The organism is Nonomuraea montanisoli, assembly GCF_013363975.1.
GTDB lineage: Bacteria > Actinomycetota > Actinomycetes > Streptosporangiales > Streptosporangiaceae > Nonomuraea > Nonomuraea montanisoli.
In genome coordinates, this window is sequence record NZ_JABWGN010000004.1 from 238,396 (window position 1) to 263,769 (window position 25,374).

Consider the following 25,374-nt stretch of genomic DNA (forward strand, 5'->3'; position numbering starts at 1 on the left):
GCAGGGCGCGCAGGCCGGTGAGCATGATCGTGAGGCTGTAGCCGAAGTCCTCGTCCGGCGTGATCCCCGCCTCGTGGCGTTCGCGCAGGGCGGCGGCGAGCACGGGGAAGGGGAAACCGTCCCGCGCGGCCGCTGCCGTGACGGGCTCCGGGCCCGAGAACGGCGGAACCCCGGGCGGCTCGCGCGCGTTGGACGCCCCGTGAACGCGACGGAACGAACCGGAAGCAGGACCAGGACCGGGACCGGGGCCGGGGCCGGGACCCGGCGGGAGCGGCTGCGCGCGCACGACGCCGTGTCCACGTCCCTGGCGCTGCTGGGCGACCGGAGGCTGGGCGAGCTGCTGGACGGGGCCGTCCCGGCCGGGGCGGGCATCGGCGGGACGTCGGCGCTGCTGGAGGTCGAGGACGTCCCCGTCTTCGTCAAGCGGGTGCCGCTCACGGCCGTGGAGCTCCTGCCGGCGAACCGGGGCTCCACGGCCGACCTCTTCGGCCTGCCGCCGTTCTTCCAGTACGGCCTCGGCAGCCCCGGGTTCGGGGCGTGGCGGGAGCTGGCGACCCACGTCATGACCACGAACTGGATGCTGTCCGGCGCCTTCGACGGGTTCCCGCTGACCTACCACTGGCGGGTCCTGCCGGGCGGCGCCCCCGCGCCGCACGAGCTGCTCGCCGACGTCGACCGGGCCGTCGGCTCCTGGGGTGGTTCGGCGGGCGTGCGCCGCCGCCTCGAAGCCCTGCGTGACGCCCCCGCGAGCCTGGTCCTCTTCCTGGAGCACATCCCGTACAACGTCCACCAGTGGCTCCGGGAGCGGATGGGCGCCGGCGGGGAGGCCGCCGACCGGGCGTGCGCGCTGGTCGAGCGCGAGCTGGCGGACGGCGTGGCGTTCATGAACGCCCGGGGGCTGCTGCACTTCGACGCCCACTTCCTGAACGTCCTGACCGACGGGCGGCGGCTCTACTTCGCCGACTACGGCCTGGCCGTCTCCTCCCGGTTCGAGCTGTCGCCGGCCGAGACGGCCTTCTACGACCGGCACCGCACCTACGACCGCTGCTACACCCTCAACCACCTGGTCCGCTGGCTGGCCGCCGAGCTGCACGGGTTCGACGGGACGGACGAGCGGATAGCGGCGTGGGCCGGCGGCGAGCCCCCGGAGGGCGCCCCGGAGAAGGCCGCGGCCCTGCTGTCCCGCTACAGCCCGCTGGCCCAGGTCATGTCCGGCTTCTTCCAGGCGCTCCAGCGCGAGAGCAGGTCGACCCCGTACCCGCTGGAGGAGATCCGCGACGTCTGGGCGCGCTGCGGGCTCGGTTGACGGGATTAAGTCATATGGCTTAGACAAGGGGGTGTCGGCCCGAAGCGAGGAGGCCCCATGAGCGACGCCGTCCCCGACTACCCCTTCCGCAACCCGTCCGCGCTGGAGCCGCCTCCGGAGTGGGCGGACCTGCGCGACGGCTGCCCGGTGGCGCCGATCCGGCTGGCCAGCGGCGACCAGGCGCTGCTCCTGACCCGCTACGAGGACGTGCGCCGGGTGCTGTCCGACCCGCGCTTCACCCGGCAGCTCGACGCCGGCGACGCCGCCCGGGTGACGGCCAACGAGTCCGGCGGCGTGTTCGGCCGCTCCGACACCTCGACGTCCGCCATGTCGTCCTCCGGCGAGGCGCACATGCAGTGGCGGCGGCTCGTGGGCCGGGCGTTCACGGCCAAGCGGGTGCTGGCTATGCGGCCGCGCATGGAGGAGATGGCGGACCAGCTCGTCGACGCCATGGTGGCGCAGGGGCCGCCCGCCGATCTCGTCGCCGGGCTGGGGTTCCCGCTGCCGGTGTGGGTGATCTGCGACCTGCTGGGCGTGCCCGACTCCGACCGCGACCGGTTCTCGTACTGGTCCGACACCATGCTGAGCCTGACCCGGTACACGCAGGCGGAGATCGACGCTGCGCAGGCGGAGTTCGACGCGTACCTGGCGGCGCACGTGGGCGCCAAGCGCGCCGAGCCGGGCGAGGACCTGCTGAGCGAGCTCATCGGGATCGTGGACGCGGCCGACGGGCGGCTGACGGAGCCGCTGCTCGTGGGCACCGCCCGCGGCCTGCTGGTGGCCGGGCACGAGACCACCGCGAACATGATCGGCAAGATGGCCGCGATGCTGCTGTCCGACCGCTCCCGCTGGGAGGCGCTGCTGGCCGAGCCGGCGCTCGTCCACCCGGCGGTGGAGGAGGTGCTGCGCTTCGACGCCAACCCCGGCTTCGGCATGCCGCGCTACCTGACCGAGGAGGTCGAGGTGGGCGAGCGCAAGCTGCCCGCCGGCACCACGGTGATCTGCAGCATGGCCTCGGCCAACCGGGACGAGCGGGCGTTCGGCCATGCCGACGGGATGGACCTGCGCCGCTCCCCCAACCCGCACCTCGCCTTCGGCGTCGGCCCCCACTCGTGCCTCGGGCAGGCGCTGGCCCGCACCGAGCTGCAGACCGTGCTGGACGTGCTGCTGCGGCGGCTGCCCGGCCTGGAGCTCGCGGTCCCGGCGGCGGGGCTGGCGGCCCGCGAGGGGCTGCTGGTCGGCGGGTTGCGCGAGGTGCCGGTCCGATGGTGAGCACCGGTCCCGCCCGTACGCGGGACAGGCGGCCCGGCCGCGAAGCGGACACCCGCGAGCGACCCGGACGCGGAGCCGACACCCGCGAGCGACCCGGACGCGGAGCCGACACCCGCGAGCGGATCCTCGCGGCGGCCGAGCGGCTGTTCGCCGAGCACGGCATCGCGGCGGTGTCCAACCGGCAGATCGGCGAGGCCGCGGGCCAGTCCAACAACTACGCCGTGGGCTACCACTTCGGCACCAAGACCGACCTGGTGCGGGCCGTCCTGCGCCGCCACAACGGGGCCATGGAGGAGCGGCGCGCCGCGATGCTGGCGGCCGTCGGCGACGCCTCTGGCGTGCGGGAGTGGGCGTCGTGCCTGGTGCGTCCGGCCACCGAGCACCTGGCCTCGCTGCCCGCCCCCACCTGGTACGCCCGGTTCCTCGCGCAGGCCGACACCGAGCCGACCATGCGGGCCGTGGTCATCGAGGAGGCGGTCGCCATGCCGTCGCTCGGCCCGATCGCGGAGCACCTGTTCCGGCTGGCGCCGGGGGTGCCGGAGGAGGTGCACCGGCAGCGGACCGACATGTGCCGGGTGCTGGTCGTCCACATGCTGGCCGAGCGGGAGCGCGCCCTGCACGAGGACCCGGCGGCCGACCCGGCGGCCGTGTGGCGGCAGACCGCGGACGCCCTGGTGGACGCGCTGGCGGGTCTGCTCGCGGCCCCGGTCACCGCGTCCCGGGGACAGCCCGCTCCTCACCCACCAGCAGGTCGACGATCTTGAGCAGCTCGGCGGCGCCGTCGAGCGTGCCGAGGATGACGATCGTCAGGGCGGCCCGTTCCTCGTCGTAGACGGTCTCGACGCGCAGCGGGCCGCCGCCGTCGCGGGGGCGGCTCCCGGCCGCGGCCACGACGGTGTTGGACAGCCGGATGACCTCCTCGCGCCCGATGCCGTCGACCCGGACGACGGCGGACGTCTCGGCGTGGAGCCCGCCGCGGGCCGGCGCCGGGGCGGGGCGGCCGGTGAACGCCTCCAGGTCCTCGGCGGCGATCCGGTACTGCCGGCCGATGCGGGTGGCCTTGAGCCGGCCGTCGCGGACGTAGCCGCGCACCGTCTTGACGTGCAGGCCGAGCAGCTCGGCCACGCGCTCCACCGAGTAGTACGGCTCCGCCGCCCTCACGCCTTCCCCTCCGCTCCCGGAAGCTCCCAGTCGCTCCCCGACACTGCCCAACCTACAGCCCGCGAGGGAACGACAGCGCCTGTACGCCTATGCGAACACCGTACGCTAGGGTGGGGCGGGAAAGGAGGCGCCATGCCGACCGGCAAGCCGGCCGTCCCCTCTGTGTGGGCGCGGCAGCGGAACAAGCGGGAGCAGCCCGCGCTCAGCCAGGACCGGATCGTCGCCGAGGCCGTCCGCCTGCTCGACGAGGAGGGCATCGAGGCGCTCAGCATGCGCAGCCTCGGCACCCGGCTGGGCGCCGGCGCCACCTCCCTCTACCGGCACGTCGCCAGCAAGGACGAGCTGATCGAGCTGGTGGTGGACGAGATCTACGGCGAGCTGGAGGTGCCGGGCGAGTCCGGGGCGCCGGACGCCTGGCGCGAGTCCGTCGCCGCGTGCGCGGGCAGCCTGCGGGCGATGATCCTGCGCCACCCGTGGGCGGCCTCGGTGCTCGGTCAGGTCGGGCTGGCCGAGCTGGGCCCGAACCTGACCCGGCAGTCCGAGCGGATGCTCGCTCTGTTCCACCGGGCCGGCTTCCCCGCCGGCGAGGCCGACCGGGCCATGAACACCGTCATCGCGTACGTCATCGGCATGACCGTCAGCGAGGCGGCGTACCTGTCGATGCTGGCCCGCAGCGGGCAGAGCGAGCAGGAGCTGATGGAGGGCCTGCGGCGGGTGGCCGAGGAGGCCGTGCGCGACCTGCCGTTGCTGCGCGAGGGGTACGACGAGCGGGCCGGCGAGGACCCGTCGCGGCTGCGCGACGAGGGCTTCGCCTACGGCCTGGAGCGGTTCCTCGACGGGCTCCAGGCGCGGCTGGACGCCCTCGGGGCGCACTAGGAACCGGACGCGTGCCCGGGACTCGTCTGGCGCCGGCCGGCCTCGGCGCGCGTCAGGCGCCGGTCTCCAGCGGCAGGCCCGCCGCCGCCCAGTCCTCGATCCCGTCGGCGTACAGGCGGACGTTCGCGTACCCGAGCCGCGTCAGCTCGGCGACGAGGGCCGGGCCGCGGTCGCAGTCGGCGTCGGTGGAGTAGGCGACGATCGGCGCGGTCCGGTCGGGCAGCAGCTCGCCCGCCGACCCGGCGGCGTCCTCGGCGGTGAGGTTGAGCGCGCCGGGCAGGTGCCTGCGCCGGTACGGGGCCGCGGGCAGGGCGTCGACCACGGTGACCGCCTTCGCCTCGATCGAGGCCCGCAGCTCGTCGCGGGCGACGCGCCCGCCCGGCCGGGCGAAGGGCGGCGGCGCGGACGGGTCCTGGAGCGGGCCGCTGAGCTGGATGTTGGCGATCACCCAGTCGTCGCCCCGCCGCACGGCGACCAGGGTCAGCCGGAACGAGTGGTCGACGTCGTGCCCTCTGACGCTGGTGCGCTGCTCCTGGATCCCGCCCACGATCGCGGTGTCGCCGTGGAGGCGCACGCTCGGCTGCAGGATCGCGAAGTGGTGGTTCTTGAGGTCGCCGCGGTGACGGCCGGCCCACTGTCCCTTGTCGAGGACGAACCCGACGGGGCCGATGCCGGCGAAGTCCGCGCCGAGGAGGTCGTCGAAGGCGTCGGCGTCGCCGTGAAGCTCGGCCTCGGCCCAGCGGTTGACGAGGTCGAGCACCTGCGTCTCGCTGCTCATGATGTGTTCCGTCCCTTCCAGGCGGGTGCAACCGGGGAAAGATTCCCCACTTAACAGTGACACGTCCGCGAGAGCGGCACAAGATGAAGTGGGGGAAATTCCCCCGGTTCGTGGTCTATGCTGATCGTCACGACGCGAGAGGGGACGAGGTGGAGGCCAGACCCATGCGGGCCGACGCGCGGCGCAACCTGGAGCAGATCCTGCGCGCCGCGCGGGACATGATCGCCGAGCGCGGGCCCGACGTGCCGCTCGACGACATCGCCCGGCGCGCGAAGGTCGGCAGCGCCACGCTGTACCGCCGCTTCCCCGACCGCGACCGCCTGCTGCGCGCGGTCGCCCTCGACGCGCTGACCAGCACCGCGACAGCCGCCGCGGCGGCGGCCGAGCAGGAGGACGACCCGTTCGAGGCGCTGGCGCGCTACCTGCGCGACGCGCTGGAGCTGCGGGTCTCCGCCGTGCTGCCCGCCATGATCGACGTGGTGGACCTGGACGCCGACCCCGAGCTGTCGGCCGCGCGCGAGACCTCCGCCCGCCTCGTCCGGCGCCTGGTGGACGACGCCCGCGCCGCCGGGGCGCTGCCCGAGGACGTGACGTTCATGGACGTCGGGACGATGCTGGTGCGCATCGCCCGCCCCCTCCCCGGGCCGCTCGACGCGGACGAGAAGCACGCCTTCGCCCGGCGGCACCTGGAGCTGTTCATCCGCGGGCTCCGGGCGACGGGCGGTGCCCGGCACCCGCTGCCGTCGGGCACCATGGACGGGTGAGCGTGAGCGCAGAGGACCGCGAGATCGCCGTTTCGTCCGGCCTGGCCGGTTTGTGCGAGCTCGTCGCCGGGGGCGGGGCGGTGGTGCTCAGCGGGGCGGGGCTGTCCACCGAGTCGGGCATCCCCGACTACCGCGGCCCGACCGGGCGGGCCCGGCGCGCCGACCCGATGACGTACCAGCGGTTCGTCGGCAGCGCCGAGGCCCGGCGGCGCTACTGGGCGCGCAGCCACGTCGGCTGGCGGCGCATCGGCGGGGCCGCGCCCAACTCCGGCCACCGTGCCGTGGCCGAGCTCGAACGGCGCGGCCTGGTCGACGCGGTCATCACCCAGAACGTCGACGGCCTGCACCAGGCGGCCGGGGCGCGGCGGGTGGTCGAGCTGCACGGCGGGCTCGACCGGGTGGTGTGCCTGTCGTGCCGTCAGCGCACGCCCCGCATGGAGCTGGACCGCCGCCTGCGCCGCGCCAACCCCGGCTGGGAGGCCGCCGCGGCGGCCATCAACCCCGACGGCGACGCGGTCCTCACCGACGAGCAGGTCGCGGGCTTCCAGGTGGTCGACTGCACGGGCTGCGGCGGGCTGCTCAAGCCGGACGTCGTGTTCTTCGGCGAGAACGTGCCGAAGCCGCGCGTGGACGAGTGCTTCGCGCTGGTGGCGGGGGCGCGGGCGCTGCTGGTGCTCGGCTCGTCGCTGGCCGTGCGCTCGGGGCTGCGGTTCGTCCTGCGGGCCGCCGAGCTGGGCATCCCGATCGCCGTCGTCAACCAGGGAGCCACCAGGGGCGACGCCGAGGCCACGATCCGGCTGAACGCGCCGCTCGGGGCCACGCTCACCGAGCTGACGACCCGGCTGCCGGGGCCGGCCGCCCGGACCACCTAGCGATCCAGGCGTTCCGCGGCGTTCCCGGCCCAGGCGTTCCGGGGCGTTCCCCGGACAGGCGCTCACGGCGGGCAGGCGTTCCCGGGCGGGCAGAATGGGAGCATGTCCCGTCGCGAACCCGCCGGCTGCCCGTGCGGCCTGCCCGCCCCCTACCGTGACTGCTGCGGCCGCTTCCACCGGGGCGAGGGCGCGGCCCCCACGGCCGAGCTGCTCATGCGGTCGCGCTTCGCCGCGTTCAGCGTGGGCGACGAGGCGTACCTGCTGCGCACCTGGCACCCGGCCACGCGGCCGGCGAGCGTCGGCCTGGACCGCAAGCTGCGGTGGGTGCGGCTGGAGGTGCTGGAGACCGCCCGCGGCACTGTCCTGCACACCGACGGCACCGTCCGCTTCCGCGCCCACTACGTCGAGCGCGGGCGCGAGGGCGCGATGGAGGAGCACAGCCGGTTCGTACGGCTCGACGGGCGCTGGGTCTACGAAGGCGCTCTCGGGCCGGCGGGGCTATAGTCAGTCAGGTGACCAACTCAGTACGGAGCGGCAAGCGGGAACGCCTGGCGGCCGCGGCGGCCAGGGTGCTGCACGAGCAGGGCGTCGAGAAGACGACGCTGGCCGACATCGCCCGCGTGGCCGACGTCCCGGTCGGCAACGTCTACTACTACTTCAAGACCAAGGACCAGCTCGTCGAGGCGGCCATCGGCGAGCACGGCCGGTTCCTGCGCGGCCTGCTCGACCGGCTCGACGAGATCCCCGAGCCGGAGCAGCGGCTCAAGGCGCTCGTGCGCGGCTGGGTCGATCAGCGGGAGGTCGCCGCCCGCTACGGCTGCCCCACCGGCACGCTGGCCTCCGAGCTGGACAAACGCGCCGACGGCCTCGACCAGGCGGTCGCCGCCCTGATGCGGGAGCTGCTGGACTGGATGGAGCGGCAGTTCGCCGCCCTGGGGCGCGACGACGCGCGGGGGCTGGCCGTCGCCCTGCTCTCCTCCTACCAGGGGATCTCGCTGGTCACCAACACCCTGCGCGACCCGGAGCTGATGAAGGCCGAGGGCGACCGCCTGGAGCGCTGGATCGACGCGCTCCGCTGACTCCTGCCCGCGTGCGACCCCCGAGGAGAGCTGCGTGACGCGTGTGACGCTCCGGCCGGTCCGGGAGAACGACCTGACGATCTTCGAAGAGGAGTTCGGCACGCCGGCCGGGCGCGGCGAGCTGCACTGGTTCGGCCACCGCTCCCCCGGGCGCGACCGGCGCGCGTACGCCGAGAACGGGATGCTGCAGGACGACGGCGGCACGCTGACCGTGTGCGAAGGCGACGACGTGGCGGGCCGGGTCGACTGGGGCAGGGCCTCGGGCTGGGGGCCGCCCGCCGACTCGTGGTGCTGGACGATCGGGATCCTGCTGCGGCCCGCCGTCCGGGGCCGCGGGATCGGCACCGAGGCGCAGCGCCGCCTGGTCGCGTACCTGTTCGACCACACCCGGGCGCACCGCGTCCAGGCGTACACCGACCCCCGCAACCGGGCCGAGCAGCGGGCGCTGGAGAAGGCGGGGTTCCGGCGGGAGGGGGTGCTGCGGGAGGTGCAGTGGCGCGCCGGAGCGTGGCACGACCAGCTCCTGTACGCGCTCCTGCGCACCGACCCGCGCTAGCCCGGGGCGGAATGTCCGCCGGCGTGGCCTCCGTGGTGGTCGAGGAGGCGGGTGAGCAGCGCCGTGAGCTGGTCGCGTTCGGCGGCGTCGAGCGGGGCCAGCACCTCGTCCGCCAGTGAGCCGAGCAGGGCGTCGAGCCGGCGCAGCCGGTCGCGGCCGGCCCCGGTCAGGGTGATGACGTTGCGGCGGCGGTCGCCGGGGTCCGGGGCGCGCTCCACCAGACCGCGCGCGGACAGCTCGTTGATGACGGAGACCAGGTCGCTTCGGTAGACGCCGGTGCGGCGGCTGAGCTCGGCCTGGCTGGCCGGGCCGGCCTCCTCCAGCGTGGCCAGGACGGCGTAGTGCCACTTGCGGGCGTCGGCGCCCGCCAGGCCCTCGGTGACGATGCGGTCGGAGTGCATCGTCACCAGGGACAGCAGCCGCGTCGGCAGGCTGCGCAACCGCGCGGGGGCGGCGGTGTTCCGTTCTTCGGCGGGGTCCGTCACGGGACTGATCCTACCGCTTGCGTTAGTCGCACTAACGATGTACTTTCGTTAGTGCCACGAACGTTAGTCACACGAACGACTTGCGAGGAACCCCATGCCTGTCATCGACCTGCTCGACTCGACCCTGTTCTACGAGGAGACGGGCGCCGGCGCCCCGATCGTCTTCCTGCACGGCAACCCCGGCTCCTCCCGCCTGTGGCGCCAGGTGATGCCCGCGATCGGCGTGTCCGGCCGGCTGCTCGCCCCCGACCTGATCGGCATGGGCCGCTCCGGCAAGCCGGACATCGCCTACACCTTCGCCGACCACGCCCGCTACCTGGACGCCTGGTTCGACGCCCTCGGCCTGGACGACGTCATCCTGGTCGGCCACGACTGGGGCGGCGCCCTCGCCTTCGACTGGGCCGCGCGCCACCCCGAGCGGGTGCGCGGGATCGCCTTCTTCGAGACCATCGTCAAGACGTTGTCCTGGAGCGACCTGGGCGAGGGTCCGCGGGCGCGGTCCCGGGCCATCCGCGGTCCGGAGGGAGAGGCACTCGTCCTCGACGGGACCTTCCTCATCGACACCGCGTACACCGGAGGCGTCCTGAACCCGCTCCCCGAGGAGGAGATCGCGCTCTACCGCGAGCCGTACCCGACGCGCGAGAGCCGCCGGCCGCTGCTGCAGTGGGCACGCTCGATCCCGCTGGACGGCGAGCCGGCCGAGGTGGCGGAGCGGGTCGAGCGCTACGACGCGTGGCTGGCCAAGAGCGACGACGTGCCGAAGCTGCTGCTCACGTTCGACTCCTCGCCGACGCTGCTCATCACGCCGGACGTCGCCGCGTGGTGCGCGGACACGTTCGCGGCGCTGGAGGTCGAGCACTGCGGCCCCGCCGGGCACCACGCCCCGGAGGACCGGCCCGAGGCCATCGCCACGGCCGTCACCGCCTGGGCCCGCCGGCACGACCTGGCCGGTTGAGCCGGGCGCCGCTTCACCGCATCCTCCGGAATCTCGATCGCGGCGCGGACGGCCACTCCGGAATCTCGATCGCGGCGCGGACGGCCACTCCGGAATCTCGATTGCGGCGGGGACGGCCGCGCCGCGATCATCCCGTCATGGAACTCCTGCCCTCCCTGCCCGCCTTCGTCCTCGCCGTGATCCTCATCTCGGCCTCGCCGGGGCCCGCGATGGCCCTCATCCTGCGCCGGGCCGCCGTACGCGGGCTCTCCGGCGCGGTCCCCACGGTGCTCGGCCTCGAGGCCGGCCTCTACGTCTGGGCGCTGTGCGCCGCCGCCGGCCTGGCCGCCCTCGTCGCCGCCTCCGAGGTGGCCTTCGTCGTCCTACGGGTGGCCGGCGCCGCCTTCCTGCTGTACCTCGGGGTGAAGGCGTGGCGCTCCGCGTGGCGCAGCCGCCGGACCGGCGCCGCGGCGCAGCCGGAGGAGGAGCCCCCGGCGGCCTCCGCCCGGTCCTGGTGGAAGGCGTTCGGGGAGGGCGCCGTCGTGATGCTGGCCAACCCGAAGGCCGCCGCCTTCATGATCGCCTTCTATCCGCAGTTCGTGCCGCACGACCGGCCGCTGCTCGCCACCACGGCGCTGCTGGCCCTGCTCCAGGTCGCCCTGGAGACGGTCCTCTACCTGTCGCTCGCGGCGGTGGTGGGGCGCGCGGGCGCGTGGTTCCGCCGTCCGGTCGTCCGCCGCCGGCTCGACGCCGTGAGCGGCACCGTGCTCGTCGCCCTGGGCCTGCGGGTCGCCGCCGAGAGCCGCTGAGAGCCGCTGACCCCATCATAACGATTGCTTCTGGACGCCATCGCGATCATCTCTTGGACTTCTGACAGTCGCCGGGGGCACCCTGGAGGGGAACGACCGGACCCAGCGACAGAGAGCACTCACCATGGCCACCTACGTCCTCGTCCCCGGCATGTGCCACGGCGGCTGGAGCTTCGCCCCCGTCACCGAGCGGCTGCGCTCCCACGGCCACCGCGTCATCCCGGTCACCCTCACCGGGGTGGCCGAACGCCACCACCTCCTGACCGGCGGGGTCAACCTCGACACCCACGTCCGGGACGTGACCGCCCTGCTGGAGGTCGAGGAGGTCGAGGACGCCGTGCTCGTCGGCCACAGCTACGGCGGCATGGTGATCACCGGCGCCGCCGACCGCGCCCCCGGGCGGGCCGGCGCGCTGGTCTACCTCGACGCGGTCGTCCCCTCCGACGGCGACTCCTGCTGGTCGCTCGTCCGCGACGAGGAGCGCCGCTGGTACGCCGACGTGGACGACACCGGCTACGCGACGCGCCCCCTGCCCTTCTTCGACCCGCGCGCCACGGCCCACCCGATCGCCTCGGTGCTGCAGCGCCTGCGGCTCACCGGCGACCTCGCGCACGTGCGCCGCAGGGACTACGCGTACGCGACCGGCTGGGACGGCGAGTCGCCGTTCACCGTCTTCCGTGACCGGCTGCGGCACGACCCGGCGTGGACGGTCCACGACCTGGCCGGCGGCCACAACCTCATGCGCGACGCCCCCGACGAGCTGGTCAAGGTCCTGCTCGGCGCCGCCTGAGCCCGGGGAGAGCCGGGTCAGGCGTAGGACACCTCCCGCCGCTCCTCGCCGAGGGCCGTGGCGATGGCGGCGAAGCGCGGCGCCAGCTCCGCCTCGACGGCCGACTCCTCCTCCTCGCCCAGTTCCACGACGGGCGCCGCGTACCCCAGGGAGCGGACGAACTCCACCCGCAGGTGGGTCGGCGGGTGCGAGTGGAAGACGTGCCCCCGCGTCCGGGCCTCCAGCCGGCGCCGCCGCTCCAGCTCGTGCTCCGGCACCTGGCCGTGCTTCTCGGGCAGCCGCGACCACACGGACGTGCCGAACGAGGCGGCGAGCCAGCTCAGCTCGCCCAGCTCGACGCGCGCGGTGGCCAGGCGGTCCAGCATGACGGCCGCCGCCTCGGACGACGCCACCCGGGCGGCCCGCTCGTCGGCGACGTACTCCCCCTGCCGCGACGCGCGCATCGACACGGCCAGCAGGAGGAACCCGAGCATCCGCAGCACGAGCCCGGCCAGCCACATGAGGGCCGCCAGCGCGAGGGAGAGCATGGCGACGAAGCTCTGCGCCGTCACCTCGGCGGAATCCCTGCCGCCGCGCGCGACCGCCCGGACGACCTCGTGGACCTCCTCCAGAGCGCGGATCGCGGTCCCGGTGAGGCGCCCCTCACGGACGTCGCCGTTGCTGGAGTGGCTGAGCTCGTGCCCCAGGAGCGCCACCTTCTCCTGCGGGCCCAGTATCGCCCAGAGGGGCGCGCCGAGGATGAGGGCCCGCCTGCCGCGCAGCCCGATCCGCGCGTACGCGGCGTTGTACTCGGCCGAGACGAACACCACGTCGACCGGCGGCGCGCCCACCTCGGCGCCGACCCGGTCCAGCAGGCCGAACAGGCGCGGCGCGCGGTCGCGGCCGAGGAGGTGAGGGCCGGCGGGCAGGCGGCCGAGCCGGGGCCGCATCAGCCACGCCGTGCCCAGCAGGAGCACGGCCAGGAGGACGCCCACGATGTTCGGCACCGCGACGACGATCACCGCCGCCGCCACCAGGCAGCCGGCGGTGATCAGGTGGATCAGCACCGCCAGCAGCATGGCCACCGCTCGGGAGAGCCCGCCGCCCTCCAGCGCGGCGCCGCGGCGCAGGACGTGGGCATGCTGCCCGGCGGTGAGCCGGTCCGCGAGCACGGCCCCGAGGGACCGACTGCCGGGTAACTCCTCGGCGAGGTTCCATTCGCACGACGGGCACCAGACGGCGTAGCGGCCGTCCCGGACGATGTCGGCGGAGCACTGGGGACAGGGGGTGTGAGAAGACATGATCGCGAGTGTGGCACGGCCGGCGCCCCGCCGTTCGCACACCGGCCATTGACGGCACGGGCGGATCACTGATGCCATGATCCCAGGCACTGACCAAGCGGCCGTTCGGCCCTGTCGTGCGCCGAGGAGGATCCGTGCGACGCCCCATCCCCCGCTCCCGCCGGCCGGTCCGCGCCCTTGCCGCGGCCCTGCTCACCCCGCTGCTCCCCCCGCTTCTCACCGGCCTTCTCTCCGGCCTTCTCGCCGCGCCGGCGATCGCGCCGCCCGCGCAAGCCGCACAGAGCGCCCACGCCGCCGGCTGCTCGGGCGTCCTGCCCGCGCCCGACGCGTACGGCATCACCTGTTTGCGCGTCGAACGGCACCCGCAGCGCGACGGGTCCGAGCTGCGCGACGTCACCATGACCTCGACCGCGATCTTCCAGGCGTCCGGCGGGACCCCGGTCATCAGCCCCCTGGCCGAGCCGATCACCGTCCGGGTCTACCTCCCCCCGGGCTACGACCCCGCCGCCTCCCCCCGCCACCGCTCCCTCTACCTGATCAACGGCGGAGGCGACGCCCACGACGAGTGGACCACCAAGACGGACCTGGTGTCGCTGCTGGCCGAGGTCCCCGGGCACCCGTACGACGGGATCGTGGTCATGCCGACCGGTGGCCGGAGCGGCTGGTACGCCGACTGGGCGGGCCGCACCGACGGCTTCTTCGCGCCCAGATGGGAGACGTACCACATCTCCCAGCTCGTCCCCTGGATCGACGCGAACTTCGCCACCGTCGCCGACCGGTCGGGGCGCGGGCTGGCGGGGGTGTCGATGGGCGGGTACGGCACGCTGCGCTACGCCGCCGCGCACCCCGACGTGTTCTCGGTCGTCGGCGCGCTGTCGCCCGGCATCGAGCTGCGGGCCAGGCCCGCACAGGGCACGATCTCCGACTCCATGTGGCAGGCCGGCGCCGCGATCGCGCCTCTCGACCTGCTCGACGGCGCGTTCCGGGTCAACAAGTACGACGCCGGCGGCGTGCTCGTGCTCGACCAGGACGTGCAGCGTCTCTATCGGCTGGACACGCTGTTCGGCCCGCACACCACGACCGTCTCCGGCGGACGCACCGTGTACGACTGGCCCTCGGCCAACCCGGCCACGCTCGCCACGCAGGGGAGGTACGCGCCGTTCAACGGCCGGCTCGCCGTGTACGCGGGAGGCTGTGCCCCCGCCGCGGCCGACCCGCCCGGCCACGGCACGGGGCCGGCGCCGTCCGGCTGCGGTTACAGCACCACCTCATCGGCGGTGACCGGCGCGACGACGGTGAACGAGTACATCCTCGGCTCGTACGCCGCCGCCTTCGACGCCACGCTGACCGGCCTCGGCGTCGGCCACCGCTACTGCTACAGCGCGGGCGGCCACGACTGGAACTCCTGGCCGGCCTACCTGACCGATTTCCTCCAGTACGCGTACGGCACGCCACCCGCCCGCTGCCCGACCGTTTCCTGACATTCGCGGCACGCCGAGCCGGAGCCTTTACGTTGTAGATCACACGGACGGGGCCTTGCCAAGCCATGATCCGCAGTTTAGGTTAGCCTTACCTAATACTTCGGAGGCAGAAGCTTCATGTCCGTGCAGTTCCCGCCTTCCGCCGCGCCGCGCTCCGCCTACCCGGTGGACGTGCTCCCCGCCCGGCTCCGCCGACTCCTCCTCCACCTCGCCTCGGCCGGCACCCCGGTGTCGGCCTACGTCTACGACGGCGAGGTGGCCGCCGAGCGCGCCCGCGAGCTGCGGGCCGCCTTACCCGGCTGGGCGGCCGTCCACTACGCCGTCAAGGCCAACTCCTTCCCTGGCGTCGTCGCCGCCCTGGCCCCGCATGTCGACGGGTTCGAGGTGGCTTCCCGGGCCGAGCTCGACCTCGCCCTCAGCGCCCGTCCCACGGCGGACCGGCCGGGGCGGGAGGCGGCGGCCACGCGGAGTTCCGCCCCGGCCCCCGTCGCGGCGGCGGCCATGCGGCGTTCCGCGCCGGCTCCCGTCGTGGCGGCGGGCCCGGCCAAGTCGCCGCCCTTCCTGGCCGCGCTCATCCGGGCACGGGTCGAGGCGATCAACGCCGAGAGCCTGCTGGAGCTGCACCGGATCAGCGCCATCGCCGTCGCCGAGGGCGTCCGCGCCCGGGTGACGCTGCGGGTGAACCCCGCCTCGATCCCCGTCACCGGCTCGCTGCGGATGGGCGGCGTCCCGTCCCAGTTCGGCGTGGCCGAGCCGGACGTGCCGGACGTGCTGCGCGCCGCGGCCCGGCTCCCCGGCCTCGACCTGGTCGGCTTCCACGTGCACGCGGCCTCCGGCAACCTCGACGCCGACGCCCACGCCGCGTACCTGCGCTGGTGCGTGGAGTGGAGCACCCGCACCGCCCGCGCGTGCGGCGTCGACCTGCGCCTCGTGGACGTGGGCGGCGGCATCGGGGTGGCCTTCGAGGGCGAGAAGCCGTTCGACGTCGCCCGCTTCGGCGAGCTGGCCGCCCAGGTGGAGCCGCCACCCGGCGTCCGCGTGCTGCTGGAGCCGGGCCGCTACCTGGTCGCCGACTGCGGCTGGTACGCCGCCGAGGCGATCGACGTGAAGACCTCGTACGGGGCGTCGTACGTGCTGATCCGCGGCGGCATCAACCACTTCCAGCTCCCCACCTCCTGGGACATCGTGCACAACATGGCGGTGCTGCCCGTCGAGGACTGGCCCGAGGACTGTCCGCGTCCCGCCCTGACCGACACCGAGGTGACCGTCACCGGCGAGCTGTGCACCCCCGAGGACACGCTGCTGCGCGACGTCCGGGTGGACCGGGTGCGCGCCGGCGACATCGTCGTCTTCCCGTACGCCGGCTCCTACGGCTGGGAGTTCGCCATGCACCGCTTCCTCGGCCACCCCGTCGCCGAGCGCCACCTGCTGTGACTCCCGCCGGGTTCCGGCTTCCTCCCTGTCCGTCCACTATCTGGAGACCCATGACCGCGCATCCGGCCGACCTGGCCCCGGACTCCGCCCTCGACCCCTTCGCCTCTCCCGACGACGCCGGCGCGGCGGTGCTGCGCCGTCAGCGTGACCGCGAGTCCTCCGCCCGCACCTACGCCCGGTCCTTCCCGATCGTCCCGGTACGCGCCGAGGGCATGGTGGTCGAGGGCGCCGACGGCCGCCGCTACCTCGACTGCCTGTCCGGCGCGGGCACCCTCGCCCTCGGCCACAACCACCCGGTGGTCCTGGAGGCGATCCGGCGCACGCTCGACAGCGGGGCCCCGCTGCACGTCCTCGACCTGGCGACGCCGGAGAAGGACGCGTTCGTGGAGGAGCTGTTCGCCACGCTGCCGCGCGGGCTGGCCGACCGGGCGCGGATCCACTTCTGCGGGCCCGCCGGGACCGACGCGGTGGAGGCGGCGCTGAAGCTCATGCAGACCGCCACCGGCCGCCGCGGCCTGCTCGCCTTCACCGGCGGCTATCACGGCATGACCCTCGGGGCCCTGGCCGCGACCGCGAACGTCGCGGTCAAGGAGCCCGTGGCCGGCATCGCGGCCGACGTGACGCGGCTGCCGTACCCGTACCCGTACCGCTGCCCGTTCGGCGTGGGCGGGCAGGCGGGGGCGCGGCTGTCGGCGGCGTACACGCAGCGGCTGCTCGACGACCCGGCGGGTGGCGTCGTGCCGCCCGCGGCGATGATCGTGGAGGCGGTGCAGGGCGAGGGCGGCGCGGTGCCGGCGCCCGACTCCTGGCTGCGGGAGATGCGGCGGATCACGGCCGAACGCGAGATCCCGCTCGTCGTGGACGAGGTGCAGACCGGTGTCGGACGCACCGGGGCCTTCTGGGCGGTGGAGCACAGCGGGATCGTGCCGGACGTCATGGTGCTGTCCAAGGCGATCGGCGGCAGCCTGCCGCTCGCGGTCATCGTCTACCACGAGGACTACGACGGGTGGCTGCCGGGCGCGCACACGGGAACGTTCCGCGGCAACACGCTGGCCATGGCGGCCGGCACGGCCACGCTGCGCCACGTCGCCCGCGAGGGCCTGGCCGGGCGCGCCGCCGAGGTCGGCGGCCGGATGCTGGACCGGCTCGGCGCGCTGCGCGACGAGCTGCCGGTGGTCGGCGACGTGCGGGGGCGTGGGCTGATGCTCGGCGTCGAGCTGGTGGACCCGGGCGGCGAGCCCGACGCGTGCGGGGCGTTCCCCGCGGCGCCGCGCACGGCGGCCGAGGTCCGCGCGGCGTGCCTGGAGCGCGGGCTCATCGTGGAGCTCGGCGGCCGGTACGACTCCACGGTGCGGCTGCTTCCGCCGCTGGTCATCACGGACGAGCAGGCGGAGGCGGTCGTGGACCGGCTGGCCGACGCGGTCGCCGCGGTGACGGCCCCCCGCCTGGCGGGACGGCTCGCATGACCGACACCTTGCGGGAGCCGGCACAGGCCGGCGCCGAGGAGCCGACCGCGCAAGCCGGTCCTCGTGTGTCGGTCACGCCCCCGGGCGCGCTCGCGGCGGGGGCGGGCGATGGGCTCGCCTCGGTGCGACCGGGCGAGGCGCTGGCGGCGGCGGTGCGGGACGTGCTCGACGGGCTGGCCGCCGGGGCGGCGCGGCGGGGCGGGCCCGTGCCCGCCGAGACCCCTGAGGCCCTGGCCGCGCGGGTCGCCCGCACCCTGGCGGAGACGCGCGGCGAGGAGGCCCTCGGCCGCCTGACCGAGCTGCTGGCGTACGGCGCGGCCGACCCGGCCGACCCCGCCTGCGCCGCGCACCTGCACTGCCCGCCGCTGGCCGTCGCCGTGGCCGCCGACCTGGCCGTCTCCGCGCTGAACCCGTCCCTGGACTCCTGGGACCAGGCCCCCGCGGCGACCGAGCTGGAGACGCTGCTGCTGCGGGAGCTGGCCGGGCTCGCCGGCTACCCCGGCACGGCCGCGGGCGTGCTGACCTCCGGCGGCACCGAGTCCAACGTGATGGGCCTGATGCTGGCCCGCGACCGCGTCCTGGAGCGGGTCACCGGGGAGCCGGTCCAGCTCCGCGGCCTGTCCGGGCGGGTCCGGCCGAGGATCTTCGCCTCGGCCGCCGCCCACTTCTCCGTGCGCCGGGCCGCCGCCCTGCTCGGGCTCGGCGAGGACGCGGTCGTCGCCGTCCCCGTGGACCGGGAGCTGCGGATGGACCCGGCCGCGTTGGACCGCGCCCTGCGGGAGGCCGCGCGGCGGGGCGAGCCGCCGGTCGCGGTGGTCGCCACGGCCGGGACCACCGACACGGGCGCGATCGACCCCTTGCCCGCGTGCGCGGCCCTGGCCGCCGAGCACGGCGCGTGGCTGCACGTGGACGCCGCCTACGGCGGGGGGGCGCTGCTGTCGGACCGGCTCGCGCCGCTGCTGGCGGGCGTGGAGCTGGCCGACTCGATCTCCCTGGACTGGCACAAGCTCGGCTGGCAGCCCGCGGCGGCGGGGGTGTTCCTGGTACGGCGGGAGGAGACGTACGCGTCGCTGGCCCGGCGCGCCGCCTACCTCAACCCGGCCGACGACGAGGAGGCCGGCTACCCGAGCCTGCTGGGCCGCTCGCTGCGCACCACGCGCCGGGCCGACGCGTTCAAGATCGCGGTCACGTTGCGGACGCTGGGCCGGGACGGGCTCGGGCGGCTGGTGGACGCCTGCCACGACCTCGCCCGCGCGGGCGCGGCGGCGGTGCGCGCCCACTCGCGCCTGGAGTTGCACACCGAGCCGGTGCTGACGGCGTTCCTGTTCCGCTACCTGCCCCGCGACCCGGGGCGCGCGGACGAGGTGAACGCCGCGCTGCGGCGCCGCCTGCTGCGCGAGGGGCTGGCGGTGGTCGGCCGCACCGAGCTTCCCGCCGACCACGCGTCCGGCACCGGAGGCGGGCGCGTGCGGCTGAAGCTCACCCTGCTGAACCCGCACACCACGGCCGTCGAGGTCGAGCGGCTGGTCCGCCTGGTGGCGTCGGCGGGCGAGGCCGAGGAGGCGGGTCTCTCGTGAACGCCCCCGACCCGCTCGACCATCCCGACGTGGCGCGGGCCGGGGAGGCGGCGGCCACGGAGACGCTGGTGCGGGCGTACGTGCGCGACCTGGCGATCCCGGTGCCCGCCCCCGGCGAGGAGCTCGTCCTGGACTTCCCCGCTGCCGGGGTGCGGCTGCGGGTCCCGGTGCGCCACCGGTCCGCGACCGGCTGGCACCGCTTCGGCGAGCCGTACCTGGCCGGCGGTGGACCGGCGGCCGCCGGGGTGGCGCTGGTCGCGGCGGTCGTCGTGCGCGAGACCGCCGCGCGCGCCGGGCTGCCCGCCCACCGGGTGTCCGACGCCACCTCCCGGGTGCTCGACTCCGCCCGCCGCGTCACCGCGCACCTGGCGGGCCGCCGCGCCGAGGGCCCGGACACGCCCGTCGACACGGCCGCCTTCCCCGACGCGCAGCCGCTCTCCGGCACGGCGAGCTCCCCGCCCGCCAGCGCGGCCCCCGGCACGGGCAGCCCACCGAGCACCAGCGTGGCCCCCGGCGCGGCAAGGCCCCCGGTCACGGACGCATTTCTCCGGGCCGAGCAGGCGCTGCTGCTGGGACATCCGTTCCACCCCGCGCCCAAGAGCCGCGAGGAGGCGTCCGCCGGCGAGCTGGCCGCGTACTCCCCCGAGCTGCGCGGCTCGTTCCCGCTGCACTGGTTCGCCGCCGCCCCCGGCGTCGTGACCGGCGAGAGCGCGGACGGCCACGACCCCGCGGAGCTGTGCCGGCGGATCGCCCCGGCCGGGCTCGGCCTGCCGGACGGCTGGACGCCCGTGCCCGCCCATCCGTGGCAGGCGCGCGAGGTCATGCGCCGCCCGGCGGTGGCGGCCCTCGTGGAGGCCGGCCTGCTGCGGCCGCTCGGGCCCGCCGGCCCGGACTGGCACCCGACCTCCTCGGTCCGCACGGTGTACCGGGCGGACACGGAGGTGATGCTGAAGCTGTCGCTCGGCATGCGGATCACCAACTCCCGCCGCGAGAACCTGCGCGGCGAGCTGCGCCTCGGCGTGCGGGCCGCCCGGCTGCTGGCCGCCGGGCCCGCCGCGTGGCTGCGCGCCGAGCACCCCGCGTTCGGGATCCTGCGCGACTTCGCCTGGGTGGCTGTGGGAGGCGCGGGAGCCGGGGACGCCGAGACCGGCTTCGAGACCGCCGTCCGCGACAACCCGTTCCGGGGCGGCGCGGGCGGGGCGCTGTGCGTGGCCGGGCTGCTCGCCGAGCGCACCGGCCCCGGCGACGGCTCCCCGCCCCGCCACCGGGCGCTCCTGTCGGCCGCCGTGGAACGCGCCGCCCGCGCCCACGGCCTGTCCGTCGCCGCGGCGTCCGCGCTGTGGCTGGCCCACTACCTCGACGTGCTCGCCGTCCCCCTGATCCGCCTCCAGGCGAGGTACGGCGTCGCGCTGGAGCCGCACCACCAGAACACCCTGGTGGCGCTCGACGCCGACGGCCTGCCCCGGGCCGGCTGGTACCGCGACAGCCAGGGCTACTACGTGGCCGCCTCCCGCGCCGGCGAGCTGGAGCGCCTGGTGCCCGGCCTGACCGACGGCGTGGCCCTGGTCTTCGACGACGCGTTCGTGGACGAGCGGGTGGCGTACTACCTGGGCATCGGCAACCTGCTGGGCGTGGTCGGCGCGTTCGGCGCGCTGGGCCTGGCCGCCGAGGAGGACCTGCTGCGGGTGCTGCGCGCGGCGCTGGAGCGGCTGCGCGCGGCCGAGCCCGGCGCCAAGGGCCTGCTCGGGCTGCTGCTCGACGCCCCGGTGCTGCGCTGCAAGGGCAACCACCTCACCTGTGTGGACGGCCGCGACGAGCTCGCCGGCGACGTCCACTCCCAGTCCGTCTACATCGACCTTCCCAACCCCCTCCCGGAGGTGCAGCGGTGACCGCCCCCTACGACCTGGCCGGTGTCGGCATAGGCCCGTTCAACCTGTCGCTGGCCGCCCTGGGCGACGGCGTCCCCGGCATGCGGGCCCTGTTCCTCGACGCCAAGCCGGCCTTCTCGTGGCATCCCGGCCTGCTGGTGGAGGGCACGGTGCTGCAGGTGCCGTTCCTCGCGGACCTGGTCACCATGGCCGACCCGACGAGCCCCTGGTCGTACCTCAACTACCTGCGCAGCCACGACCGGATGTTCCCGTTCTTCTTCTCCGAGCGCTTCCACATCCCGCGCCGCGAGTACGACCACTACTGCCGCTGGGTGGCCGAGCGGCTGCCGTCGTGCCGGTTCGACGCCCAGGTCACCGCGCTGGAGTGGGACGGCGCGGCCGGGGCGTTCGCGCTGACGTACCGCTCGGCGGCCGGAGCGGTCTCGCGCGCGCACGCCCGGCGGGTGGTGCTGGGCGTCGGGACGGCGCCGGTCGTGCCGGAGCCGCTGCGCCCGCTGCTGGGCGGCGCCCACGCGGGGCGGGTGCTGCACAGCGCCGACTACCGCGCGCACCGGGCCGCGCTGGCCGCCGCCCCCGACGTCACGGTGGTCGGCGCCGGGCAGTCGGGCGCCGAGATCGTGCTGGACCTGCTGCGCCACCAGGACGGGCGGGGTCACGGCGGTCCGTACGTCCGCTGGCTGGCCCGCACCCCGGCGTTCGCCCCCATGGAGTACTCGAAGCTGGGCCTGGAGCACTTCACCCCCGACTACGTGCGCTACTTCCGCCACCTGCCCGAGGCCGCGCGCGACCGGCTGGTCCGCGAGCAGTGGCAGCTCTACAAGGGCGTCAGCGGCGAGACGCTCGGCGACATCCACGACGAGCTGTACGAGCGGACCATCGGCGGCGCCGAGCCGCGCGCCGCGCTGCACCCCGGGGTGGAGGTGGTGGCGGCGGCCGAGCGCGACGACGGTTACGCCCTGACCTGCCGGCACCGGGAGCAGGGCACCACGTTCGAGGTGCGGACCTCGGCCGTGGTGCTGGCCACCGGGTACGCGGCGGCGCGGCCCGCGTTCCTGGAGCCGCTGGCCGAGCTGGTCGACTGGGACGAGCGGGGCCGTTACCAGGTGGACGGCGACTACCGGGTGGCGCTCGACCCGCGGGTGCCGGGCGAGCTGTACGTCCAGAACGCGGAGACGCACACGCACGGGGTGGGCGCGCCGGACCTGACGCTGGGCGCGTGGCGGGCGGCCACGATCCTCAACGCCGCCGCCGGACGCACCGTGGTGCCGGTGCCGGCGCGGGCCGCGTGGACCACGTTCGGCGCTCCCGAGCCCCCGCCCCCGGCCGAGCCCGCGCTCACCGGGTCCGAGGCCCGCTCGGAAGGGAGCGCGAGGTGAGCGGGGTCGCGCGCGGCACGTGGCACGAGGCGTGGGCGGAGGCCGGGCGGCGGCTGCTGGTCAAGGCGATCGAGGAGTTCGCCTACGAGGAGCTGCTGGTCCCGCGGCCGGACGGGACGGACGGCGGTCACCTGCTGGAGCTGGGCGGCGGGGTGAAATGGAGTTTCCGGGCGGCGCGCGGGTCGTTCGGCTCGTGGCGGGTCGAGCCCGGCACGCCGCGCCGCCACCCCGACCCCGGGGACGCGGCGGACGGGCCCGAGCGGCTGCTGCTCGACGCCCGCGCGGTCCTCGGCTGGGACGGCCCTACCACGGCCGAGGCGCTGCGCGAGCTGACCGCCACCCGCCGCGCCGAGGCCGAGATCCTCTCCCGCGCCCGGCCCGCCGCCAAACTGGCCGACCTGGACCACCTCGACCTGGAGGCGCACCAGCACGGCCATCCCTGCATGCTGCTCAACAAGGGCCGCCTGGGCTTCTCGGCCTCCGACGCCGCCGCCTACGCCCCCGAGGCCGCCGGGTCGGTGCGCCTGCGGTGGGCCGCCGTCCACGCGTCGCTGGCCGCGTACTCCGGTGTCCCGGGGCTGGACGCGCGGACGCTGCTGGCGGAGGAGCTGGATGAGGAGGTCCGCAAGGAATTCGCCGTCGTCCTGGAGGAGGCGGCGGCGCGCGGCGGGCTCGACCCGGCCGCGTTCACGTGGCTGCCCGTCCACCCGTTCCACTGGGACGAGGCGGTCGAGCCGCTGTTCGCCCCGTACCTCGCCGACGGCCGGATCGTGCCGCTCGGCGAGGGCCCCGACCGCTACCGGCCGCTCCAGTCGATCCGCACCCTCGCCAACCTGGACCGCCCGGAGCGGCGCAACGTCAAGGTGCCGCTGCTCATCCGCAACACGCTGGTCTGGCGCGGCCTGTCCACGGAGCCGACGCGGGCCGCGCCCGACGTGAGCGCGTGGCTGCTCGCGCTGCGCGAGTCCGACCCGTACCTGCGCGACGAGCTGCGCTTCCACCCGCTCGGCGAGGTGGCGTCCGTGGCCGTGCGCCACCCCCTGTACGCGTCCGTGCCCGACGCCCCGTACCGCTACCACGAACTGCTCGGCGCGGTGTGGCGCCAGCCGGTGACCGGGCTGCTGCGCCCGGGCGAGCGGGCGCGGACCATGGCGGCGCTGCTCGCGGTCGGCTCGGACGGCCGGGCCCTGGCCGCCGAGCTGGTGTCGCGGTCGGGGCTCGCGCCGTCCGCCTGGCTGGCCCGGCTGTTCTCGGCCCTGCTGCCGGGCCTGCTGCGCCACCTCTACCGGCACGGGGTGGCGTTCTGCCCGCACGGCGAGAACACGGTGATCCTCTACGACGCCGCCGACGTGCCGGTCGGGGTCGCGGTGAAGGACTTCGCCGAGGACGTGAACCTGCTGCCGGAGGACCTGCCCGCCTACGCCGGATTGTCGGACCAGGCCCGCGCGGTGCTGCTGCGCTGGCCGGCCGGCGAGCTGGCGCACTCGCTGCTGAGCGCGGTGTTCGCCGGGCACTTCCGGTTCCTGGCGCCGCTGGCCGAGGAGCACCTGGGCGTGCCGGAGCACGCGTTCTGGCGGATGGTCCGCGAGGAGGTCGAGCGCCATCACGCCCGCTTCCCGGAGGACGCCGGCCGGGCGGAGGCGTTCGGGCTGCTGGCCCCGTCCTTCGACCGGGTGGCGCTCAACCGGGAGCAGCTCCTCGGCGGCGGCTTCCACGACCGGGCCGAACGCGACGAGGGCTTCGACGTCGTCCACGGCACGGTCCCCAACCCCCTCTTCCGCGCGCGCGTCCCCGGGCCGCGCGCCGGCTCCCGGGAGGAGCGATGAGCGTGATCGGCTACGAACGGCTGCGCGAGGAGGCCGCCGCCGGGCGCGTGGAGGAGGTGATCGTCGCCGTCCCCGACCTGCAGGGGCGGCTGCAGGGCAGCCGCATGTCGGTGCCGTACTTCCTGGAGGAGGTGGCGCGGGACGGGTTCGGCGCGTGCGTGTACCTGCTGGCCGCCGACGTGGAGATGGCGACCGGCCCCGGGTACGCGATCGACGCCTGGCAGGCGGGTTTCGGGGACTTCGTCCTGCGGCCGGACCCCGGGACACTGCGGACGCTGCCGTGGGATCCCGGCACGGCGCTCGTCGTCGCCGACGCCGTGTGGCCGGGCGGCGAGCCGGTGGAGGTGGCGCCCCGGCGGGTGCTGCGGGCCCAGCTCGACCGGCTGGCCGAGCGCGGCCTGACGGCGCTGGCCGGCACCGAGCTGGAGTTCCTGGTGTTCCGCGGGTCGTACCGGGACGCCTGGGAGCGGCGCTACCACGGCCTGGAGACCGGCACCCGCTACAACGTCGACTACGCGCTGCACGGGTTGTCCGAGGTGGAGCCGGTGGTGCGCCGGATCCGCCGGGAGATGGTCCGCGCCGGCCTGACGATGGAGACCGCGCGCGGGGAGTGCCATCCCGGGCAGTACGAGATCGTGTTCCGGTACGACGAGGCGATGGCCACGTGCGACAAGCACGTCCTGTTCAAGAACGGCGCCAAGCGGATCGCCGAGCAGGAGGGGGTGGCGCTCACGTTCATGCCGAAGTTCGACGAGGGCGAGGGCAACTCCTGCCACGTCCACCTGTCGCTGCGCGGCGCCGACGGCTCACCGGTGTTCGCCGACGCGGGCGCGGGTGACGGGATGTCGGAGCTGTTCCGGCACTTCGTCGCCGGGCAGCTCGCCTGCCTGCCGGAGCTGACGCTGCTCATGGCGCCGAACGTCAACTCCTACAAGCGGCTGCGGCCCGGCGCGTTCGCCCCCACGGGGATCGCCTGGGGGCGGGACAACCGGACGTGCCCGGTCCGGGTCGTCGGGTCGGGCGCCTCCCTGCGCCTGGAGCACCGGGTGCCGGGCGGCGACGCCAACCCGTACCTCGCCGTGGCCGCCGTGATCGCCGCCGGGCTGTACGGGATCGAGCACCGGCTGCCGCTGCCCGCGCCGCACCCCGGCAACGCGCTGGCCGACCCGTCGGTGCCGCGGCTGCCCGCGACGCTGGGCGAGGCGCTGCGCCGCTGGGAGGGCGGGCCGGCGGCGAAGGTGTTCGGCGACGCGGTGGCCGGGCACTACGCGGCGGCGGCGCGGGCCGAGCTGGCGGCCTTCGAGTCGGCGGTCACGGACTGGGAACGCGTCCGCGGCTTCGAACGCCTGTGACCTGCCGCCGG

Annotated in this window: 24 protein-coding genes; 20 read left to right on the top strand and 4 right to left on the bottom strand. The window is 75.4% G+C overall.

Annotated elements, in window-relative coordinates; all coding sequences use genetic code 11:
- The first annotated feature begins 199 nt into the window (after positions 1-199).
- Genes HTZ77_RS10885 through HTZ77_RS10895 form a run of 3 tightly spaced genes read left to right on the top strand, consistent with a single transcriptional unit; the run spans position 200 to position 3,342 of the window.
- Complete coding sequence (locus tag HTZ77_RS10885) at positions 200-1,306, top strand: protein kinase family protein (RefSeq protein WP_328808521.1); 1,107 nt, start codon at positions 200-202, stop codon at positions 1,304-1,306.
- Between the two features lie 57 nt (positions 1,307-1,363).
- Positions 1,364-2,578, top strand: coding sequence for a cytochrome P450 (locus HTZ77_RS10890; protein WP_175589386.1), 1,215 nt, complete (start codon positions 1,364-1,366; stop codon positions 2,576-2,578).
- Entirely contained in the window at positions 2,572-3,342 is a 771-nt protein-coding gene (locus tag HTZ77_RS10895; protein ID WP_175589387.1) for a TetR/AcrR family transcriptional regulator, read from the top strand. Before HTZ77_RS10890 ends, HTZ77_RS10895 begins: the two co-directional genes overlap by 7 nt.
- Here HTZ77_RS10895 and HTZ77_RS10900 read toward each other — a convergent pair.
- On the bottom strand, positions 3,287-3,739 hold the full coding sequence (locus tag HTZ77_RS10900; RefSeq protein ID WP_175589388.1) for a helix-turn-helix domain-containing protein: 453 nt from the start codon (positions 3,737-3,739) through the stop codon (positions 3,287-3,289). The two genes, HTZ77_RS10895 and HTZ77_RS10900, sit on opposite strands and share 56 nt — an antisense overlap.
- Before the next feature lie 132 nt (positions 3,740-3,871).
- On the opposite strand from HTZ77_RS10900, the gene HTZ77_RS10905 reads away from it, so the two are divergent.
- Positions 3,872-4,615, top strand: coding sequence for a TetR/AcrR family transcriptional regulator (locus HTZ77_RS10905; protein ID WP_175589389.1), 744 nt, complete (start codon positions 3,872-3,874; stop codon positions 4,613-4,615).
- A 52-nt stretch (positions 4,616-4,667) separates the two neighbouring features.
- Here HTZ77_RS10905 and HTZ77_RS46020 read toward each other — a convergent pair whose 3' ends face one another.
- Entirely contained in the window at positions 4,668-5,393 is a 726-nt protein-coding gene (locus HTZ77_RS46020) for a DUF4440 domain-containing protein (protein ID WP_175589390.1), read from the bottom strand.
- A gap of 149 nt (positions 5,394-5,542) precedes the next feature.
- Between HTZ77_RS46020 and HTZ77_RS10915 the strand changes: the two genes are divergently transcribed.
- The 5 genes from HTZ77_RS10915 (at position 5,543) to HTZ77_RS10935 (ending at position 8,664) form a co-directional block, all read left to right on the top strand.
- Positions 5,543-6,157 carry a TetR/AcrR family transcriptional regulator gene (locus HTZ77_RS10915; protein WP_175589391.1) on the top strand — a complete coding sequence of 205 codons (615 nt, stop codon included), beginning with the start codon at positions 5,543-5,545 and terminating at the stop codon, positions 6,155-6,157.
- A gap of 2 nt (positions 6,158-6,159) precedes the next feature.
- Positions 6,160-7,029, top strand: a complete 870-nt coding sequence (locus HTZ77_RS10920; RefSeq protein ID WP_175589690.1) for an NAD-dependent protein deacetylase — start codon at positions 6,160-6,162, stop codon at positions 7,027-7,029.
- 102 nt (positions 7,030-7,131) lie between these two features.
- The gene (locus HTZ77_RS10925; protein ID WP_175589392.1) at positions 7,132-7,533 is read left to right on the top strand and encodes a YchJ family protein; all 402 of its coding nucleotides are present in this window, start codon (positions 7,132-7,134) and stop codon (positions 7,531-7,533) included.
- Between the two features lie 8 nt (positions 7,534-7,541).
- Positions 7,542-8,108, top strand: a complete 567-nt coding sequence (locus HTZ77_RS10930) for a TetR/AcrR family transcriptional regulator (protein WP_328808523.1) — start codon at positions 7,542-7,544, stop codon at positions 8,106-8,108.
- Between the two features lie 34 nt (positions 8,109-8,142).
- Complete coding sequence (locus HTZ77_RS10935) at positions 8,143-8,664, top strand: GNAT family N-acetyltransferase (RefSeq protein ID WP_175589393.1); 522 nt, start codon at positions 8,143-8,145, stop codon at positions 8,662-8,664.
- On the opposite strand, the gene HTZ77_RS10940 is transcribed toward HTZ77_RS10935, so the two are convergent.
- Positions 8,661-9,149 carry a MarR family winged helix-turn-helix transcriptional regulator gene (locus HTZ77_RS10940; RefSeq protein ID WP_328808524.1) on the bottom strand — a complete coding sequence of 163 codons (489 nt, stop codon included), beginning with the start codon at positions 9,147-9,149 and terminating at the stop codon, positions 8,661-8,663. The two genes, HTZ77_RS10935 and HTZ77_RS10940, sit on opposite strands and share 4 nt — an antisense overlap.
- A 94-nt stretch (positions 9,150-9,243) precedes the next feature.
- On the opposite strand from HTZ77_RS10940, the gene HTZ77_RS10945 reads away from it, so the two are divergent.
- The 3 genes from HTZ77_RS10945 (at position 9,244) to HTZ77_RS10955 (ending at position 11,682) form a co-directional block, all read left to right on the top strand.
- Positions 9,244-10,104 (top strand): haloalkane dehalogenase, encoded by an 861-nt coding sequence (locus tag HTZ77_RS10945; protein ID WP_175589394.1) that lies wholly within the window; start codon positions 9,244-9,246, stop codon positions 10,102-10,104.
- A 137-nt stretch (positions 10,105-10,241) separates the two neighbouring features.
- On the top strand, positions 10,242-10,892 hold the full coding sequence (locus tag HTZ77_RS10950; protein WP_175589395.1) for a LysE family translocator: 651 nt from the start codon (positions 10,242-10,244) through the stop codon (positions 10,890-10,892).
- A 124-nt stretch (positions 10,893-11,016) separates the two neighbouring features.
- Positions 11,017-11,682, top strand: coding sequence for an alpha/beta fold hydrolase (locus HTZ77_RS10955; RefSeq protein ID WP_175589396.1), 666 nt, complete (start codon positions 11,017-11,019; stop codon positions 11,680-11,682).
- A gap of 17 nt (positions 11,683-11,699) precedes the next feature.
- Here the strand turns inward: HTZ77_RS10955 and HTZ77_RS10960 are convergent, their stop codons facing one another.
- A complete protein-coding gene (locus HTZ77_RS10960; protein WP_175589397.1) occupies positions 11,700-12,962 on the bottom strand; it encodes a M48 family metalloprotease in 1,263 nt (420 codons plus the stop codon).
- A gap of 134 nt (positions 12,963-13,096) precedes the next feature.
- Here HTZ77_RS10960 and HTZ77_RS10965 point away from each other — a divergent pair, with 134 nt between their 5' ends.
- The 8 genes from HTZ77_RS10965 (at position 13,097) to HTZ77_RS11000 (ending at position 25,363) form a co-directional block, all read left to right on the top strand.
- Positions 13,097-14,443, top strand: coding sequence for an alpha/beta hydrolase (locus HTZ77_RS10965; protein ID WP_175589398.1), 1,347 nt, complete (start codon positions 13,097-13,099; stop codon positions 14,441-14,443).
- A gap of 117 nt (positions 14,444-14,560) precedes the next feature.
- Entirely contained in the window at positions 14,561-15,877 is a 1,317-nt protein-coding gene (locus HTZ77_RS10970) for an alanine racemase (RefSeq protein WP_175589399.1), read from the top strand.
- A gap of 50 nt (positions 15,878-15,927) precedes the next feature.
- Positions 15,928-17,343 (top strand): diaminobutyrate--2-oxoglutarate transaminase, encoded by a 1,416-nt coding sequence (locus HTZ77_RS10975; RefSeq protein WP_175589400.1) that lies wholly within the window; start codon positions 15,928-15,930, stop codon positions 17,341-17,343.
- Positions 17,340-18,920 carry a pyridoxal phosphate-dependent decarboxylase family protein gene (locus HTZ77_RS10980; RefSeq protein ID WP_175589401.1) on the top strand — a complete coding sequence of 527 codons (1,581 nt, stop codon included), beginning with the start codon at positions 17,340-17,342 and terminating at the stop codon, positions 18,918-18,920. The genes HTZ77_RS10975 and HTZ77_RS10980 overlap by 4 nt, the downstream gene beginning before the upstream one ends.
- On the top strand, positions 18,917-20,809 hold the full coding sequence (locus HTZ77_RS10985) for an IucA/IucC family protein (RefSeq protein WP_175589402.1): 1,893 nt from the start codon (positions 18,917-18,919) through the stop codon (positions 20,807-20,809). The genes HTZ77_RS10980 and HTZ77_RS10985 overlap by 4 nt, the downstream gene beginning before the upstream one ends.
- A complete protein-coding gene (locus HTZ77_RS10990; RefSeq protein WP_175589403.1) occupies positions 20,806-22,185 on the top strand; it encodes a lysine N(6)-hydroxylase/L-ornithine N(5)-oxygenase family protein in 1,380 nt (459 codons plus the stop codon). The genes HTZ77_RS10985 and HTZ77_RS10990 overlap by 4 nt, the downstream gene beginning before the upstream one ends.
- A complete protein-coding gene (locus tag HTZ77_RS10995) occupies positions 22,182-24,011 on the top strand; it encodes an IucA/IucC family protein (protein ID WP_175589404.1) in 1,830 nt (609 codons plus the stop codon). The genes HTZ77_RS10990 and HTZ77_RS10995 overlap by 4 nt, the downstream gene beginning before the upstream one ends.
- On the top strand, positions 24,008-25,363 hold the full coding sequence (locus HTZ77_RS11000; protein ID WP_175589405.1) for a glutamine synthetase family protein: 1,356 nt from the start codon (positions 24,008-24,010) through the stop codon (positions 25,361-25,363). Before HTZ77_RS10995 ends, HTZ77_RS11000 begins: the two co-directional genes overlap by 4 nt.
- Positions 25,364-25,374: the final 11 nt, after the last annotated feature.